A 14,586-nucleotide genomic window follows, 5' to 3' on the forward strand; every position below is an offset into this window, starting at 1 on the left:
GGTGGCGCCGCCTAGCCCGCGGGGGCCGGGCTCTCGGTGCCCGTCCCGAGCTCGGAGACGTCCGTCGTGGTGACCACGGTTCCGGCGCTGCCCACGGCGGTGGCGCGCAGCCGCAGCAGGCGGTCGCCGGGCGCGATCCAGACGTCGTACCCGATGGCGGTCACGCCGCGCTCCCGGTAGTAGCCGAGGACCACCGCGAGCCGCTCGGGGGTGAGGCCCTGGTCCGCGGCGAAGTACTCGGCCACCGGCGCGCTCCCCTGGTAGTGCGCCACGGTGGTGCCGGCGAGCTCCTCCCCGCCGAGCGAGGTGAGCCGGCCGGCCAGTGCCATGGTGTGCGCCGAGTCGCCCGGGTTGGATATCAGCCCGGTCATCCAGCCGCCCGCGTAGCCGCCCGCGCCCGGGACGGCTCGCGGGTCGAGCGACTCGGCCTCGGCCCGCTCGGCCCGCAGCGGCGCCGCCCCCTCGTACCCGAGGTCGACCGTGCCGTCCTGGCTGCGCAGCCGGCCGGTGCCCCGCTCGTCGGTGACGGTCAGCTCGGCCGCGTCCCGGGGGCCCCAGACCACGGTGCCGGCGGCGGTGCGCCGCCCGGCCGGGCCCTCCTCGACCGTCCGCACCCGCGCGCCGCCGGTGTCGTCCAGTGTCTGGGCGGCCGAGAGCAGCACCTGCTTGGGCGGGCGGACCGTCGCGGGTGCGCCCAGCGGCGTGCGGTCCCCCGAGACCGCCAGCAGGCTGCACGCCGTCAGGCCGCTGGCGAGCACCAGGAGGGCCGCCCCCCAGGCGGCGGGGCGAAGGGCGGGCGGCACGGCACACTCCGGCGGTCGGCTTCGGTCGGGCATCGATCAGATGATCGGACCGGCCGAGCGTACGACGAGCCGCCCGGGAGTTCCCCACCGCCGGGATCTCGATCCGGACACGACGACGGGCCCGCACCCCCGGAGAGGGGGTACGGGCCCGTCGTGCGGACTGCTGCTGCGCCCAGGACGCGGCTACCGGTCGGAGCTCAGGGCTCAGACGGAGGCCGGGTCCTCCTCGACCAGGAGGTTGCGGGTGCGGTTCGGGTCCACCAGGATGCCGGGGCCGATCGTGGTGCTGATCGCGGTCTTCTTGATGTAGCGACCCTTGGCGGCGGACGGCTTGGCGCGGAGCACCTCGTCCAGCGCGGCGGCGTAGTTCTCGACCAGCTGCTCGTCGGTGAAGGAGGCCTTACCGATGATGAAGTGCAGGTTCGAGTGCTTGTCGACGCGGAACTCGATCTTGCCGCCCTTGATCTCGTTCACGGCCTTGGCCACGTCCGGGGTCACGGTGCCGGTCTTCGGGTTCGGCATCAGGCCACGGGGACCGAGCACGCGGCCCAGGCGGCCGACCTTGCCCATGAGGTCCGGGGTGGCGACGACGGCGTCGAAGTCGAGGCGGCCCTTGGCGACCTCGTCGATGAGCTCGTCGGAGCCGACGATGTCGGCGCCCGCAGCACGCGCGGCCTCGGCACGCTCGCCGGTCGCGAAGACCAGGACCCGAGCGGTCTTACCGGTGCCGTGCGGGAGGATCACGGTGCTGCGGACCATCTGGTCGGCCTTGCGCGGGTCGACGCCCAGACGCATGGCGACCTCGACGGTGCCGTCGAACTTGGTGGTGCTGGTCGCCTTGGCGAGGCGGATGGCCTCGAGGGGGGCGTAAAGGCGCTCGCGGTCGACCTGTGCGTCCGCGGCCTTCAGAGCCTTGCTGCGCTTCACTGCTGCTCCTGAATGGGGAATGGAGTCGTGGTATGGACGGGCCGCGCAGGCCCTACCACAAGGACGAGAAGGGTGATCAGCCCTCGACCGTGATGCCCATCGACCGGGCGGTGCCGGCGATGATCTTGGACGCGGCGTCCAGGTCGTTGGCGTTCAGGTCGGGGAGCTTGACCGTGGCGATCTCGCGGACCTGGGCGGCCGTGAGCTTGGCGACCTTGGTCTTGTGCGGCTCGGCCGAGCCCTTGTCCACGCCCGCGGCCTTCAGGATGAGGCGCGCGGCCGGCGGCGTCTTCGTGATGAAGGTGAAGGAACGGTCGTCGTAGACCGTGATCTCCACCGGCACGATCATGCCGCGCTGCGACTCGGTCGCGGCGTTGTAGGCCTTGCAGAACTCCATGATGTTGACGCCGTGCTGACCCAGCGCGGGGCCGACCGGCGGCGCCGGGTTGGCCGCACCGGCGTTGATCTGGAGCTTGATAAGCCCCGTGACCTTCTTCTTCTTGGGAGGCATTTCTCTCCGGGTCCTTCCGAGAGGTGATTGCTGGTGCGTGCGGAACCGGGGCGACACCCAGCCGCCAGCACACACATCGGACCAGGCTAACGCGGATGCGCCGCTGGACCAAAACGACTTCGGGGCGGAGCCGAAGCCCCGCCCCGAACCCGAGGACTCGTCCGAGTCCCCGCGCCGTACTAGTTCTTCTGGATCTGGTCGAAGGAGAGCTCGACCGGGGTCTCCCGGCCGAAGATCTCGACCAGGCCCTTGACCTTCTTCGAGTCCGGGTTGATCTCGTTGATCGTCGCCTGGAGGGTGGCGAAGGGGCCGTCGGTGACGGTGACCGAGTCGCCGACCTCGAAGTCCAGGACCTGGATCTCGCTGGGCTTGACCGGCGACGGCTTGCCGGCGTCCTTGGCCGCCTGGCGCTCGACGTCGGGGGCGAGCATCTTGACGACCTCGTCCAGCGTCAGCGGGTACGGGTCGTAGGCGTTGCCGACGAAGCCGGTGACACCGGGGGTGTTGCGCACGACGCCCCAGGACTCCGGGGTGAGGTCCATGCGCACCAGCACGTAGCCGGGGAGCTTGTTCTGGCGGATGGTCTTGCGGTCGCCGTTCTTGATCTGGACGACCTCCTCCTGCGGCACCTCGGCCTGGAAGATGTACTCCTCGACGTTGAGGGAGACCGCGCGCTGCTCCAGGTTCTGCTTCACCCGGTTCTCGTAGCCGGCGTAGGTGTGGATCACGTACCACTCGCCGGGCATGAAGCGCAGGTCCTCGCGGAACTTGGCGACCGGGTCGACCTCGACGGCCTCCTCGGGGGCTTCCTCCTCGGCCGCCGCCTCGGCGCCGGCCTCGTCCGCCGCCTCGTCCTCGTCCTGGTCCTCGGCGGCCTCGGCGTCGAGCTCCTCGGCGGACTCCGCGTGCAGCGCGGCCTCCTCGGCGGGCTCGCCGGCCTCGGCCTCGTCGTCCGCCGCGACCTCGTCCTCGTCGCTGTCCGCGGCGTCCACGATCTGCTCGGCGGCCTCGGCTTCGTCAGCCAGCTCGGCCGCGTCCAGCTCGGCGGCGACATCCGCCTCGCGGACGGTCTCGTCGGCGTCGTACAGGGGGGACTCAGACACGGTGGCTGCTTCTTTCCTGGAGATGGTGAAGGTGGCGCGCTCCGGGACCTTTCCGGCGCCGCTCTGCTTCACACGGGCGCCAGGAGATGACTCGGAGACTTCAACAGTACCGAGTCAACGGTAGCGGCCTCGTACGTCCGGCGCCGACAGCTCGACCCGGGCCGAAGAATCGGCCCGGGTCGGGAAGCTGTTTCGAAGGTGGGACCGCTCGGTCAGCCGAAGACCCAGAGGCTGAGCTTCGAGAAGCCGTAGTCGAGGCCGGCGACGAACGCCATCACGACCACGACGAACACGACCACCACGGTGGTGTAGTTGACCAGCTCGTTGCGGGAGGGCCAGACGACCTTGCGCAGCTCCGCGATGATCTGGCGGTAGAACAGCGCGAGCCGGGCGAAGGCGCCCTTCTTGGCACGCTTGCCGGACTTCTTGTCCGCGCGGCCTGCCCGCTTGCGGTCGCGGCGCGACTGCCCCTCGTCCCCGCCCTCGGCAGGCGTGGTCTCGTCAGCGCCGTCGGCACCCTCGGGGTTGCCGCTCTCAGGCGTTGCGGTGGAGCCCGTGGTCTCCGTCACTCGTCCTCACCTGAATCCGGGTCCTGCCGAGCATCACCTGCGTGCCCGAGAGGGCACGAGCGGCCGGCTAAAGCGGTGCTGTTCGGAGCCCTCTCCGCATCAAGCCCGCTCGCTCTGTGGAGCGAACGGGCTGAATACGGATCAAGCAGCAGGGCAAGAGGGACTTGAACCCCCAACCGCCGGTTTTGGAGACCGGTGCTCTACCAATTGAGCTATTGCCCTACGGTGCCTCTCGGCCCCTGTAGCGACCACCAACCTACCGCATCTCCCGCCGCTGCATGCACAGGCGGTGGAAGCGTGGCTTCTCGGTGGCCGTCGAGGAGTGAGTGTACGTGGTCGAGAGGCGTTTGGTCGAACCTCTTCTTTCACGTCCGACCACCGAACCGGCCGCCCGACGACCACGGACCGGCCCCGCTTCGGGCCACCATCCGGACGAGCCCGTACATATGGTGAAACCCCCATGCCCGGTCCGTCCCGGTTCTGCGACCATGCAGGCATGAGCGCTTCCACCCCGCAGCCCGACAGTTCCGTCCGCCCCGCCGACCGCCGGGTCTCCGCCCGGATCGGCGCGATCGCCGAGTCCGCGACCCTCGCCGTGGACGCCAAGGCCAAGGCCCTCAAGGCGGCCGGCCGGCCGGTCATCGGCTTCGGCGCCGGCGAGCCGGACTTCCCCACCCCGGACTACATCGTCGAAGCCGCCGTCGAGGCCTGCCGCGACCCGAAGAACCACCGCTACACCCCGGCGGGCGGCCTGCCGGAGCTGAAGGCCGCGATCGCCGCCAAGACGCTGCGCGACTCCGGCTACCAGGTGGACGCCTCCCAGGTGCTGGTGACCAACGGCGGCAAGCAGGCGATCTACGAGGCCTTCGCCGCGATCCTCGACCCGGGCGACGAGGTCATCGTCCCGGCCCCGTACTGGACCACCTACCCGGAGTCGGTGCAGCTGGCCGGCGGTGTGCCGGTGGAGGTCGTGGCCGACGAGACCACCGGCTACAAGGTCTCGGTCGAGCAGTTGGAGGCCGCCCGCACCGAGAACACCAAGGTGGTGCTCTTCGTCTCGCCGTCCAACCCGACCGGCGCGGTCTACACCGAGGCCGAGGCCCGGGCCATCGGCGAGTGGGCCCTGGTGCACGGCCTCTGGGTGCTGACCGACGAGATCTACGAGCACCTGGTCTACGGCGACGCGAAGTTCACCTCGCTGCCGGCCCTGCTGCCCGAGCTGGCGGACAAGACCATCGTGGTCAACGGCGTGGCCAAGACCTACGCCATGACCGGCTGGCGGGTGGGCTGGCTGATCGCCCCCAAGGACGTCGTCAAGGCCGCGACCAACCTGCAGTCGCACGCCACCTCGAACGTCTCCAACGTCGCGCAGCGCGCCGCGCTCGCCGCCGTCAGCGGTGACCTCGCCGCCGTGCACGAGATGCGCACCGCCTTCGACCGGCGCCGCAAGACCATCGTGAAGATGCTGAACGAGATCGAGGGCGTCCTCTGCCCCGAGCCCGAGGGCGCGTTCTACGTCTACCCGTCGGTCAAGGGCCTGCTGGGCAAGGAGATCCGCGGCACCCGTCCGCAGAGCTCCGCCGAGCTGGCCGCGCTGATCCTGGACGAGGTCGAGGTCGCGGTCGTCCCCGGCGAGGCCTTCGGCACCCCGGGCTACCTGCGGCTCTCCTACGCGCTCGGCGACGCCGACCTGGTCGAGGGCGTCGGCCGGATGCAGAAGCTGCTCGCCGAGGCCACCGCCTGACGGTCCCGACCGTCCCGCTCCACCGCGGACCGCCCCCTTTTCACCCCTTCGGGGGACGGGAAGGGGGCGGTTCCCGTATCGGGGCCCGATACGGCAGTATCGGCGAATGGAACGCCTGCTGAATCCGCGAGACGTCAGGGACCTCCCCAAGGCCCACCTGCACCTGCACTTCACCGGGTCGATGCGCCCCGCCACCCTGCTGGAGCTGGCCGACAAGCACGGCGTCCGGCTGCCGGAGGCGCTCAGCTCCGCCGAGCCGCCCAGGCTGCGGGCCACCGACGAACGCGGCTGGTTCCGCTTCCAGCGCCTCTACGACACCGCCCGCTCGGTGCTGCGCGACGAGTCCGACATCCGCCGCCTGGTGCTGGAGACCGCCGAGGACGAGCGGCGGGACGGCTCGCGCTGGCTGGAGATCCAGGTCGACCCGACCTCGTACGCGCCCCGGCTGGGCGGTCTGATCCCCGCCCTCGAACTGATCCTGGACGCGGTGGAGCAGGCCGCCGGGGCGACCGGCGTCGGGATCCGGGTGCTGGTCGCGGCCAACCGGATGAAGTCCCCGATGGACGCCCGGACGCTGGCCCGGCTGGCCGTCCGCTACACCGACCGGGGGGTGGTCGGCTTCGGCCTCTCCAACGACGAACGGCGCGGCCTTGCCCGGGACTTCGACCGGGCCTTCGACATCGCCCGCAAGGGCGGGCTGCTGGCCGCCCCGCACGGCGGCGAACTGGCCGGGCCCGAGTCGGTCCGGGACTGCCTGGACGACCTGGGCGCCGGCCGGATCGGCCACGGCGTCCGGGCCGCCGAGGACCCCCGACTGATGCAGCGACTGGCCGACCGGCAGGTCACCTGCGAGGTCTGCCCGTCCTCCAACGTCTCGCTGGGCGTCTACGAGCGGGCCGAGGACGTCCCGCTGCGGCGACTGTTCGACGCGGGCGTCCCGCTGGCGCTGGGCGCCGACGACCCGCTGCTGTTCGGCACCCGGCTGGCCGCCCAGTACGAGCTGGCCCGCGACGTGCTCGGCTTCTCCGACGCCGAACTCGCCGAGCTGGCCCGCCAGTCGGTGCGCGGCTCACGCGCGCCGGACAGCGTCCGCAAGGAGCTGCTGGCGGACGTCGACGGCTGGCTCGGGGACGGCACCACCCCGGGGGTGGCGGCCGCCCGGGGCTTCCCGGCCGCCCAGCACCCGGGCCGCGCCGCCGGCTAGAGCTCGACGCCCACCATCACCGGCTCGTTGACCAGCTCCACGCCGAACGCGGACCGGACGCCGTCGCGGATCTCGCGGGCCAGCGCCAGCAGGTCCTCGGCGGTGGCCGCGCCGCGGTTGGTCAGGGCCAGGGTGTGCTTGGTGGAGAGGGTGGCCGGGCCGCTGCCGTATCCCTTGCCGAAGCCGGCCTTGTCGATCAGCCAGGCCGCCGAGGTCTTGGTCCGGCCGTCCGGCGCCGGGTAGGCGGGGGCGGTGAGCTCGCGCGCGGCCGCCAGCGCCAGGAAGGCGGCGTACTGCTCGGCGGTCAGCACCGGGTTGGTGAAGAAGGAGCCCGCCGACCAGGTGTCGTGGTCGGCCGCGTCGAGCACCATGCCCTTGCCCGCGCGCAGCGTCAGCACGGCGTTCCAGGCGGTGGTGAGGTCGACCCGCTCACCCGGCAGCACGCCCAGGTGCCGGGCCGTCTCGGCGTAGGCGACCGGGGTGGAGAGCCCGCCGCCGTCCTCCAGGCCGAAGCGGACCCGGAGCACGACGTAGCGGTCCGGGTCGGCCTTGAAGCGGCTGTGCCGGTAGGAGAAGCCGCACTCGGCGTTGGTGAGGGTGACCACCCGGTCGCTCCGGCGGTCGTAGGCGACCACCTCGGTGATCGACTGGGCGACCTCCTGGCCGTACGCACCCACGTTCTGGACCGGGGTGGCACCGGCCGAGCCGGGGATCCCGGCCAGGAACTCGATCCCGGCCAGGCCGTGCTCCAGCACGGTCCTGGTCACCGCGTCGGCCCACACCTCACCAGCCGCGAGTTCCAGGGTGGTGCCGTCCAGCACGAAGCCGGTGGTGGCGATCCGCAGCACCGTCCCGGCGAAGCCGGCGTCGCCGATCACCAGGTTGGAGCCGCCGCCGAGGACCAGCAGCGGCTCGCCGGCCGCGTCGGCCTCCCGGACGGTGGCGATCACGTCCTCGTCGGTCTGCGCGGTCACCAGCCGGCGGGCGGGACCGCCGAGCCGCAGGGTGGTCAGCGGGGCGAGGGGGGCGTCGAGTTCTACCAGCACGCCCCCAGCGTACGGGGAGGGGCCGGTCCGCCCCTCCCCGCCGGGCGCTCAGGCTCCGGGCGCTCAGGCCAGCCGGACGACGGCGCGGGACATGCCCAGCACCTTCAGGCCGCCGAAGGTCGCCAGCAGGTCGACCTGCACCTTCCGGTCGTCCAGCAGCTTGGCGACCTTGCCGGTCACCTCGATCACGGAGCCGACGCCGTCGTTGGGCACCGTCACCGGCCGGGTGAAGCGCACGCCGTACTCGACCACCGCGCCCGGGTCGCCGACCCAGTCGGTGACCACCCGGACCGCCTCGGCCATGGTGAACATGCCGTGCGCGATGACGTCGGGCAGGCCGACCTCCAGCGCGAACTTCTCGTTCCAGTGGATCGGGTTGAAGTCCCCGGAGGCGCCCGCGTACTGCACCAGCGTGGCGCGCGTCACGGGGAAGGACCGCGCCGGCAGCTCGGTGCCGACCGCGACCTCGTCGTAGCTGATCGCCATGGTGTTACTCCCCCGCCTCGTCGGCGGCCCGGGCCACCAGGGTCATGACCGACGTCACCACGTGCTCGCCGGTCGCGTCCGTCACCTCGCCGCGCACCGTGAGCACGTCGTTGCCCGCGAGCGACTTGATGTTGTCGATGGTCACCGCGACGGAGAGCCGGTCGCCGGCCCGCACCGGGCGAGTGTAGACGAACTTCTGGTCACCGTGCACCACGCGGCTGTAGTCCAGGCCCAGCTGCGGGTCCTCCACCACCTGGCCGGCGGCCCGGTAGGTGAGCACGAACGGGAAGGTCGGCGGGGCGATGACGTCCGGGTGGCCGAACGCCTTGGCCGCCTCCGGGTCGGTGTACGCCGGGTTGGCGTCGCCCACGGCGACGGCGAACTCGCGGATCTTCTCCCGGCCGACCTCGTACGGCTCGGTGGGCGGGTACGTCCGCCCGATGAAGGAGGGGTCGAGTGCCATGGCAGCTCCTCAAGAGCGCGGTGAATGACGAAAAGACTCCGGGCCGCACCCTGTGAGGGGTACGGCCCGGAGTCGTAGACCTGTGATCACACAGGCCCGCGGACACGCGACAGGGTCAGCGGGTCTCGCGGTGCGCGGTGTGCGAGTTGCAGCGGGGGCAGTGCTTCTTCATCTCAAGACGGTCCGGGTCGTTACGCCGGTTCTTCTTGGTGATGTAGTTCCGCTCCTTGCACTCCACGCAGGCCAGCGTGATCTTCGGGCGGACATCGGTGGCAGCCACGGGAGTGCCTTCCTTGGACATTGAATAAGAACACAACAAGAGTAGCCGACCGGGAGTGCGATCTCCCGACCGACTACGCGGGGTAGCGGTGACCGGACTTGAACCGGTGACACAGCGATTATGAGCCGCTTGCTCTACCAACTGAGCTACACCGCCACAGTGATCCGGAGCACAGCCGAAGCCGACTCCTTCTCACCAGAGCCCCCATGCGGAATCGAACCGCAGACCTTCTCCTTACCATGGAGACGCTCTACCGACTGAGCTATAGGGGCGAACGAGGAAGAGATTACACGTTCCGCGCCCAGAGGTGAAATCCGTATCCCGGCGCGAAGACCGCAGGTGGGCGAGGTGCACGGGCGAGCGATCGAAGGCAGGGCGTTCGATCGGCCCCGGTGGGGCGCGGCCCGACCCGATACGACTATTGCCCGCGTCCCCGCACCCCGTGCCCCCGCGCCATAGGCTCGTCGCTCATTGATCGGGACGGGCCGGGGATCCGCACCGGCCGGCGCGAGGGAGGAACCGGGCGATGGACAGCGCACCCTCCGACGGGCCCCACCCCGGGTCCGGGCCGGCCGCCAACCCGCTGGGGCACGGCCCCGTCCTGCTGCTCACCGACGCCCGGCTCGCCGACGGCCGGGTGGTGGACGTACGGATCAGCGGCGACCGGATCCAGGCCGTTGGAACCACCGGCAGCCTCGGCCCGCTGCCGGCCCTGCCCGGTGCCCCCACCACGACCACCGGGGCCCGGATCGACCTCAAGGGCTATCTGCTGCTGCCGGCCCCCGCCGAGGCACACGCCCACTACGACGTCGCCTTCTCGGCCGCGCTGCCCGCACCGCCGCCGGAGACCTCCGGCGACCTGACCCGCCGGGTCACCGAGGCCGCGCTCACCTCGCTGGGCTACGGCGCCACGGCGCAGCGCACCCACGTCCGGATCGGCGACGTGCACGGGCTGCGCCGGCTGGAGGCGGTGCTCACCGCCCGGCAGGCGCTGCGCGGCCTGGCGGAGCTGCAGGCGGTCGCGATGCCCCGGCTGCTCACCGGTCTGGCCGGCGCGGACGGCCGGGCCCAGCTGCGCGACGCGCTCAAGCTCGGCGCCACCGCGGCCGGCGGCTGTCCGGAGCTGGACCCTGACCCGGCCGGGTACGTCCAGGTGCTGCTGGAGGCCGCCCGGGAGGCGGACTGCCCGGTGGACCTGCACACCACCGGGGCCGACGCGGCGCAGCTCGCCCGGCTGGCGAGCGCGCTCGCCCCGCTGCGGCCCCGGGTGGTGCTCGGCCCGTGCGGCGCCCTGGCGCCGGGCGGGCCGGCGGTGCTGGCCAGCAGCGGCGTCCGGGTGGTCTGCCTGCCGCAGAACGGCGGCTGCAGCGGTCTGGAGGGCCGGGCCGCCGGGATGCGGCCGGGGCTGCCGCGGGAGCTGGCGCAGGCCCGGGTACCGCTCTCGGCCGGCAGCGGCTCGCTGCGGGACCCGGCCAACCCGGTGGGCCGGGCCGATCCGCTGGAGGCCGCCTACCTGCTGGCGGCGAGCGGGGCGCTGGACGTGGAGGAGGCGTACGACGCGGTGGCCAACCAGGCCCGGGCGGCGCTCGGGCTGCCGCCGGTCCGGGTGGACGCCGGGTTCCCGGCGGAGCTGCTGGCGGTGCGCGGGGACAGCCTGGCGGGGGCGCTCGCGGGCGGGCACAGCCGGCTGGTGGTGCACAGCGGGCGGATCGTCAGCCGGACGAGTGCCGTGCGGGAGTTCGCCGACACGGTGGCGCTGGCGCTGCCGCGGCAGTCGGGGAGCACGGGCGGGGGCTGAGCGGCGGGCCGGCGGCGGCCCGACCGGGGCGGCTGAGCAGGGCCGAGCGGGGCGGCCGAGCAGGGCTGAGCGGGTGACAGGGGCGCGCGTCGTTGATCGCGCGCCCCTCCCCCACCGGTCGGCCGCCGAGGCGGCGGAGCGGTCCCGGCATCCCCCACATGGAGCAGGGCCGCTCGCTCACCGACGACGCTACGCCCGCCGACCGCCCCGTCCGGCCCGTCCTGACGCCCTCCTGTCGCCCGGCGGCCCACCCTTGACGCTCCGTTGACGCGCGGCCGTCGGGGCGCCGCCGCCGTCCCGGCGTCAGGGCTCGTACCGGTAGCCGAGACCGGGCTCGGTGATCAGGTGGCGCGGCCGGGCCGGATCGCGTTCCAGCTTGCGGCGCAGCCCCGCCAGGTAGACCCGCAGGTAGTTGCCGCGCCCCTCCTGCGCCGGGCCCCAGACCTCGCGCAGGATCCGCCGGCCGGGCACCAGGCGGCCGGGGTCGGCGAGCAGCAGCGCCAGGATCCGCCACTCGGTGGGGGTGAGCCGGACCGGGCCGTCCGGGCCGGTCACGGTGGTGGCGGCGAGGTCGACGGTGTGGGCGCCGATCACCCGCGCGGCCGGGGCCGGGCCGCCCGGCGGACGGCGCAGGACGGCGCGCAGCCGGGCCAGCAGTTCCTCCATCAGGAACGGCTTGGTGAGGTAGTCGTCGGCGCCGGCGTCCAGGGCGCCCACCTTGTCGGCCGCGCCGGTGCGGCCGGAGAGCACGATGATCGGTACGGCGCTGCGGCTGCGCAGGCCCCGGATGACGTCCAGGCCGTCCAGGTCGGGCAGGCCCAGGTCGAGCAGGACGGCGTCGGGCGAGGTCCGGGCGGCGCGGTCCAGGGCCTCGCCGCCGCTGGCGGCCGTCCGGACGGCGTACCGGCGGGCGCTCAGGTTGATCCGCAGGGTACGCAGCAGCGCCGGTTCGTCGTCGACGACCAGGATCTCGCTCATGCGGGCGCTCCTCCCGGGTGGGCGGCGGGCAGGGTGAGCAGCATGGTGGTGCCGCCGCCGGGGGTGTCCTCGACCTCCAGGCCGCCGCCCATGGCCTCGGCGAGGCCGCGGGAGAGGGCGAGGCCGAGGCCGACGCCGGTGGTGTTGTCGGTGTCGCCGAGGCGCTGGAAGGGCAGGAAGACGCGGTCGCGGTCCTCGGCGGCGATGCCGGGGCCGCGGTCGATCACCCTGACCTCGACCCGGTCGCCGAGGTGGCTGGCGGCGACCAGGACCGGGGTGCCGGGGGCGGTGTGGCGCAGGGCGTTGGCGATGACGTTGGCCAGGACGCGCTCCAGCAGCGGCGGATCGACCAGGACGGCCGGGACGCCCTCCTCGATGTCGAACGTGAGGTCGAGCGGCCGTACCGGCGCGTACGGGTCGGGGAGGGTGTCCAGGGCCCGGGGCAGGATCTCGTCCAGGTGGGTCTCGGCGAGGTGGAGGGTGAGGGCCCCGGCCTGGAGGCGGCTCATGTCGAGCAGGTTGTCCACCAGCCGGGTGAGCTTGACCAGGGACTCGTCGGCGGTGGCCAGGAGTTCGGCCCGGTCCTCGGCGGAGAACTCGACGTCGGGGCTGCGCAGCGAGCCGACCGAGGCCAGGGCGGCGGCCAGCGGGGTGCGCAGGTCGTGGCTGACGGCGGCGAGCAGGGCGGTGCGCATCCGGTCGGCGGCCCTGATCGGTTCGACCTCGGCGGCCACCACGGCGAGCCGGTCGCGTTCCAGCGCGGCGGCCACGTGGGCGGCGAACGCGGTCAGGACGCGCTGGTCGGCGGCGGGCAGCCGGCGGCCGGTGAGCGCCAGCAGGGCGTCGGCGCCGACCGGGACCTCGGTGGTCTCGCCGGGCCCGGCGGGCCCGCCCCCGCCGTCGCAGCGGGCCAGCACCGCGCCGCCGGTGCGTTCCAGCAGGGCGACGGAGTCCATCCCGAAGGCCGTCCGGGACTTCTCCAGCAGGGCGGGCAGGGCGTCGGCGCCGCGCAGTACGCTGCCGGCCAGGGTGGAGAGGGTCTCGGCCTCGGCGGTGGCCCGGGCGGCCCGGGTGGTGAGCCGGCCCGCGTGGTCGACCACGGTGGAGACGGTGAGCGCGACGGCGGCGAACACCAGCAGGGCGACGAGGTTGTTGGTCTCGCCGATGGTCAGGGTGTGCAGGGGCGGGATGAAGAAGTAGTTCAGCAGCAGCGAGGCGACGAGGGAGGCCAGCAGGGCCGAGGTGGCGCCGCCGAGCAGGGCGACGACGACCACGCCCAGCTGGAAGATCAGCGCGTCGGTGGTCAGGTTGACGGTGCCGCGGGACTGCGAGAGGCCGGCCGTCAGCAGCCAGGGCAGCACGAGTCCGGCGGCGTAGCCGGCGACGGTGCGGCGCCTGGAGTGGCGGCGGCCGAGCGGGGGCAGCCGGCCGCGGCCGGTGAACGCGTGGGTGACCATGTGGACGTCGGTGTCCTCGGAGCCGTCCACGGTGGTCTCGCCGATGCCGGGGCCGGTGAGGAGCCGGGTGATCCGGCCGCGCCGGCTGGTGCCGAGGACGAGCTGGGTGGCGTCGTGGGCGCGGGCGAAGGCCAGCAGCGCGGTGGGGATGTCGTCGCCGACCACCACGTGGTAGCTGCCGCCCAGCGCCTCCACCAGCTGCCGCTGCTGGGCGAGCGCCCCCGAGGACGCCCCGGCCAGGCCGTCGCTGCGGGTGACGTGCACGGCGAGCAGGTCGCCGCCCGCCGTGCGGTCGGCGATCCGGGCGGCGCGGCGGATCAGCGTCTCGCCCTCGGGGCCGCCGGTGAGGGCGACCACCACCCGCTCGCGGGTCTCCCAGACGCGGTCGATGCGGTGGCTGGCCCGGTAGTCGCGCAGCCCCTCGTCGACCCGCCCGGCCACCCAGAGCAGGGCGAGCTCGCGCAGGGCGGTGAGGTTGCCGACCCGGAAGTAGTTCGAGAGCGCGGCGTCCACTTTCTCCGCCCGGTAGACGTTGCCGTGGGCCATCCGGCGGCGCAGCGCCTGGGGGGCCATGTCGACGAGTTCGATCTGGTCGGCCCGGCGGACCACCTCGTCCGGGACGGTCTCGCGCTGGGGGATGCCGGTGATCTTCTGGACGACGTCGTTCAGCGATTCCAGGTGCTGGACGTTGACGGTGGTGATGACGTCGATCCCGGCGGCCAGCAGCTCCTCGACGTCCTGCCAGCGCTTGGCGTGCCGGCCGCCGGGGACGTTGGTGTGCGCGAGCTCGTCCACCAGCACCAGGGAGGGGCGGCGGGCGAGCAGCGCGTCGAGGTCCATCTCCTCGAACTCGGCGTCCCGGTAGAGCCGTCGGGCCCGGGGTGCGACGTCCAGGCCGTCGAGCATGGCCTCGGTGTGGCGGCGGCCGTGGCACTCGATGTAGCCGACCACCACCTCCGCGCCGCGGTCCTGTCTGCGCCTGGCCTCGTCCAGCATCCGGTAGGTCTTGCCGACACCGGGGGCGGAACCGAGGTACACCCTCAGCCGGCCGCGGCGGAGGCCGGTGCCGGGGGCGAGGTCGCGGGCCATGGGCGCTGCTCTTTCGTCTTCGTACGGGGGTCGGGAATTACGTCTTTCGTCTTCGTACGGGGTCGGGGCGTGGTGCTTTCGTCGTCGTACGGGGGTCGGGGCGTACGGCGGCCGACCCGGGCGCGGGG

At 73.2% G+C, this 14,586-nt stretch carries 14 protein-coding genes and 3 tRNA genes; 3 read left to right on the forward strand and 14 right to left on the reverse strand.

Annotated elements, in window-relative coordinates; all coding sequences use genetic code 11:
* Positions 1-11 precede the first annotated feature (11 nt).
* From ACZ34W_RS11445 to ACZ34W_RS11470, 6 genes are all read right to left on the reverse strand, one after another.
* Positions 12-803: an SCO4651 family lipoprotein gene (locus tag ACZ34W_RS11445; protein ID WP_465603285.1), complete on the reverse strand. Its 792-nt coding sequence runs from the start codon at positions 801-803 to the stop codon at positions 12-14.
* Positions 804-1,007: 204 nt separating this feature from the next.
* A complete protein-coding gene (gene rplA, locus ACZ34W_RS11450; RefSeq protein ID WP_329488172.1) occupies positions 1,008-1,730 on the reverse strand; it encodes a 50S ribosomal protein L1 in 723 nt (240 codons plus the stop codon).
* 76 nt (positions 1,731-1,806) lie between these two features.
* On the reverse strand, positions 1,807-2,241 hold the full coding sequence (gene rplK / locus ACZ34W_RS11455) for a 50S ribosomal protein L11 (RefSeq protein ID WP_148644356.1): 435 nt from the start codon (positions 2,239-2,241) through the stop codon (positions 1,807-1,809).
* 179 nt (positions 2,242-2,420) lie between these two features.
* The gene (nusG, locus tag ACZ34W_RS11460; RefSeq protein WP_465603288.1) at positions 2,421-3,344 is read right to left on the reverse strand and encodes a transcription termination/antitermination protein NusG; all 924 of its coding nucleotides are present in this window, start codon (positions 3,342-3,344) and stop codon (positions 2,421-2,423) included.
* 212 nt (positions 3,345-3,556) lie between these two features.
* Positions 3,557-3,913, reverse strand: a complete 357-nt coding sequence (gene secE, locus ACZ34W_RS11465) for a preprotein translocase subunit SecE (protein ID WP_329488174.1) — start codon at positions 3,911-3,913, stop codon at positions 3,557-3,559.
* 149 nt (positions 3,914-4,062) lie between these two features.
* Positions 4,063-4,135 (reverse strand) — tRNA-Trp (locus ACZ34W_RS11470).
* A 274-nt stretch (positions 4,136-4,409) separates the two neighbouring features.
* Between ACZ34W_RS11470 and ACZ34W_RS11475 the strand changes: the two genes are divergently transcribed.
* Both ACZ34W_RS11475 and ACZ34W_RS11480 read left to right on the forward strand, forming a co-directional pair.
* Positions 4,410-5,657, forward strand: coding sequence for a pyridoxal phosphate-dependent aminotransferase (locus ACZ34W_RS11475; RefSeq protein WP_465603290.1), 1,248 nt, complete (start codon positions 4,410-4,412; stop codon positions 5,655-5,657).
* A gap of 106 nt (positions 5,658-5,763) precedes the next feature.
* Positions 5,764-6,861: an adenosine deaminase gene (locus ACZ34W_RS11480; protein ID WP_465603292.1), complete on the forward strand. Its 1,098-nt coding sequence runs from the start codon at positions 5,764-5,766 to the stop codon at positions 6,859-6,861.
* On the opposite strand, the gene ACZ34W_RS11485 is transcribed toward ACZ34W_RS11480, so the two are convergent.
* The 6 genes from ACZ34W_RS11485 to ACZ34W_RS11510 form a co-directional block, all read right to left on the reverse strand.
* Entirely contained in the window at positions 6,858-7,907 is a 1,050-nt protein-coding gene (locus ACZ34W_RS11485) for a UDP-N-acetylmuramate dehydrogenase (RefSeq protein ID WP_329488177.1), read from the reverse strand. The two genes, ACZ34W_RS11480 and ACZ34W_RS11485, sit on opposite strands and share 4 nt — an antisense overlap.
* A gap of 63 nt (positions 7,908-7,970) precedes the next feature.
* On the reverse strand, positions 7,971-8,393 hold the full coding sequence (locus ACZ34W_RS11490; protein WP_329488178.1) for a MaoC family dehydratase: 423 nt from the start codon (positions 8,391-8,393) through the stop codon (positions 7,971-7,973).
* Between the two features lie 4 nt (positions 8,394-8,397).
* A complete protein-coding gene (locus tag ACZ34W_RS11495; protein WP_329488179.1) occupies positions 8,398-8,856 on the reverse strand; it encodes a MaoC family dehydratase N-terminal domain-containing protein in 459 nt (152 codons plus the stop codon).
* Positions 8,857-8,971: 115 nt separating this feature from the next.
* Positions 8,972-9,136 (reverse strand): 50S ribosomal protein L33, encoded by a 165-nt coding sequence (gene rpmG, locus ACZ34W_RS11500; RefSeq protein WP_006604855.1) that lies wholly within the window; start codon positions 9,134-9,136, stop codon positions 8,972-8,974.
* 83 nt (positions 9,137-9,219) lie between these two features.
* A tRNA-Met gene (locus ACZ34W_RS11505) sits at positions 9,220-9,292 on the reverse strand.
* A 43-nt stretch (positions 9,293-9,335) separates the two neighbouring features.
* Positions 9,336-9,408: transfer RNA gene (locus ACZ34W_RS11510), tRNA-Thr, on the reverse strand.
* A gap of 254 nt (positions 9,409-9,662) precedes the next feature.
* On the opposite strand from ACZ34W_RS11510, the gene ACZ34W_RS11515 reads away from it, so the two are divergent.
* A complete protein-coding gene (locus ACZ34W_RS11515; RefSeq protein ID WP_329488181.1) occupies positions 9,663-10,934 on the forward strand; it encodes an amidohydrolase family protein in 1,272 nt (423 codons plus the stop codon).
* A 303-nt stretch (positions 10,935-11,237) separates the two neighbouring features.
* Here the strand turns inward: ACZ34W_RS11515 and ACZ34W_RS11520 are convergent, their stop codons facing one another.
* On the reverse strand, positions 11,238-11,912 hold the full coding sequence (locus tag ACZ34W_RS11520) for a response regulator (RefSeq protein WP_329488182.1): 675 nt from the start codon (positions 11,910-11,912) through the stop codon (positions 11,238-11,240).
* Positions 11,909-14,458 carry an ATP-binding protein gene (locus ACZ34W_RS11525; protein WP_465603296.1) on the reverse strand — a complete coding sequence of 850 codons (2,550 nt, stop codon included), beginning with the start codon at positions 14,456-14,458 and terminating at the stop codon, positions 11,909-11,911. Before ACZ34W_RS11525 ends, ACZ34W_RS11520 begins: the two co-directional genes overlap by 4 nt.
* Positions 14,459-14,586 lie beyond the last annotated feature (128 nt).

Source organism: Kitasatospora sp. NPDC022856 (assembly GCF_055561235.1).

Excerpts from the sequence above, each read along its gene's own strand:
- rplK (WP_148644356.1), bottom strand. The coding sequence starts at position 2,241 with ATGCCTCCCAAGAAGAAGAAGGTCACGGGGCTTATCAAGCTCCAGATC.
- ACZ34W_RS11475 (WP_465603290.1), top strand. The coding sequence starts at position 4,410 with ATGAGCGCTTCCACCCCGCAGCCCGACAGTTCCGTCCGCCCCGCCGAC.
- ACZ34W_RS11480 (WP_465603292.1), top strand. The coding sequence starts at position 5,764 with ATGGAACGCCTGCTGAATCCGCGAGACGTCAGGGACCTCCCCAAGGCC.
- ACZ34W_RS11490 (WP_329488178.1), bottom strand. The coding sequence starts at position 8,393 with ATGGCGATCAGCTACGACGAGGTCGCGGTCGGCACCGAGCTGCCGGCG.
- ACZ34W_RS11495 (WP_329488179.1), bottom strand. The coding sequence starts at position 8,856 with ATGGCACTCGACCCCTCCTTCATCGGGCGGACGTACCCGCCCACCGAG.
- ACZ34W_RS11515 (WP_329488181.1), top strand. The coding sequence starts at position 9,663 with ATGGACAGCGCACCCTCCGACGGGCCCCACCCCGGGTCCGGGCCGGCC.
- ACZ34W_RS11520 (WP_329488182.1), bottom strand. The coding sequence starts at position 11,912 with ATGAGCGAGATCCTGGTCGTCGACGACGAACCGGCGCTGCTGCGTACC.
- ACZ34W_RS11525 (WP_465603296.1), bottom strand. The coding sequence starts at position 14,458 with ATGGCCCGCGACCTCGCCCCCGGCACCGGCCTCCGCCGCGGCCGGCTG.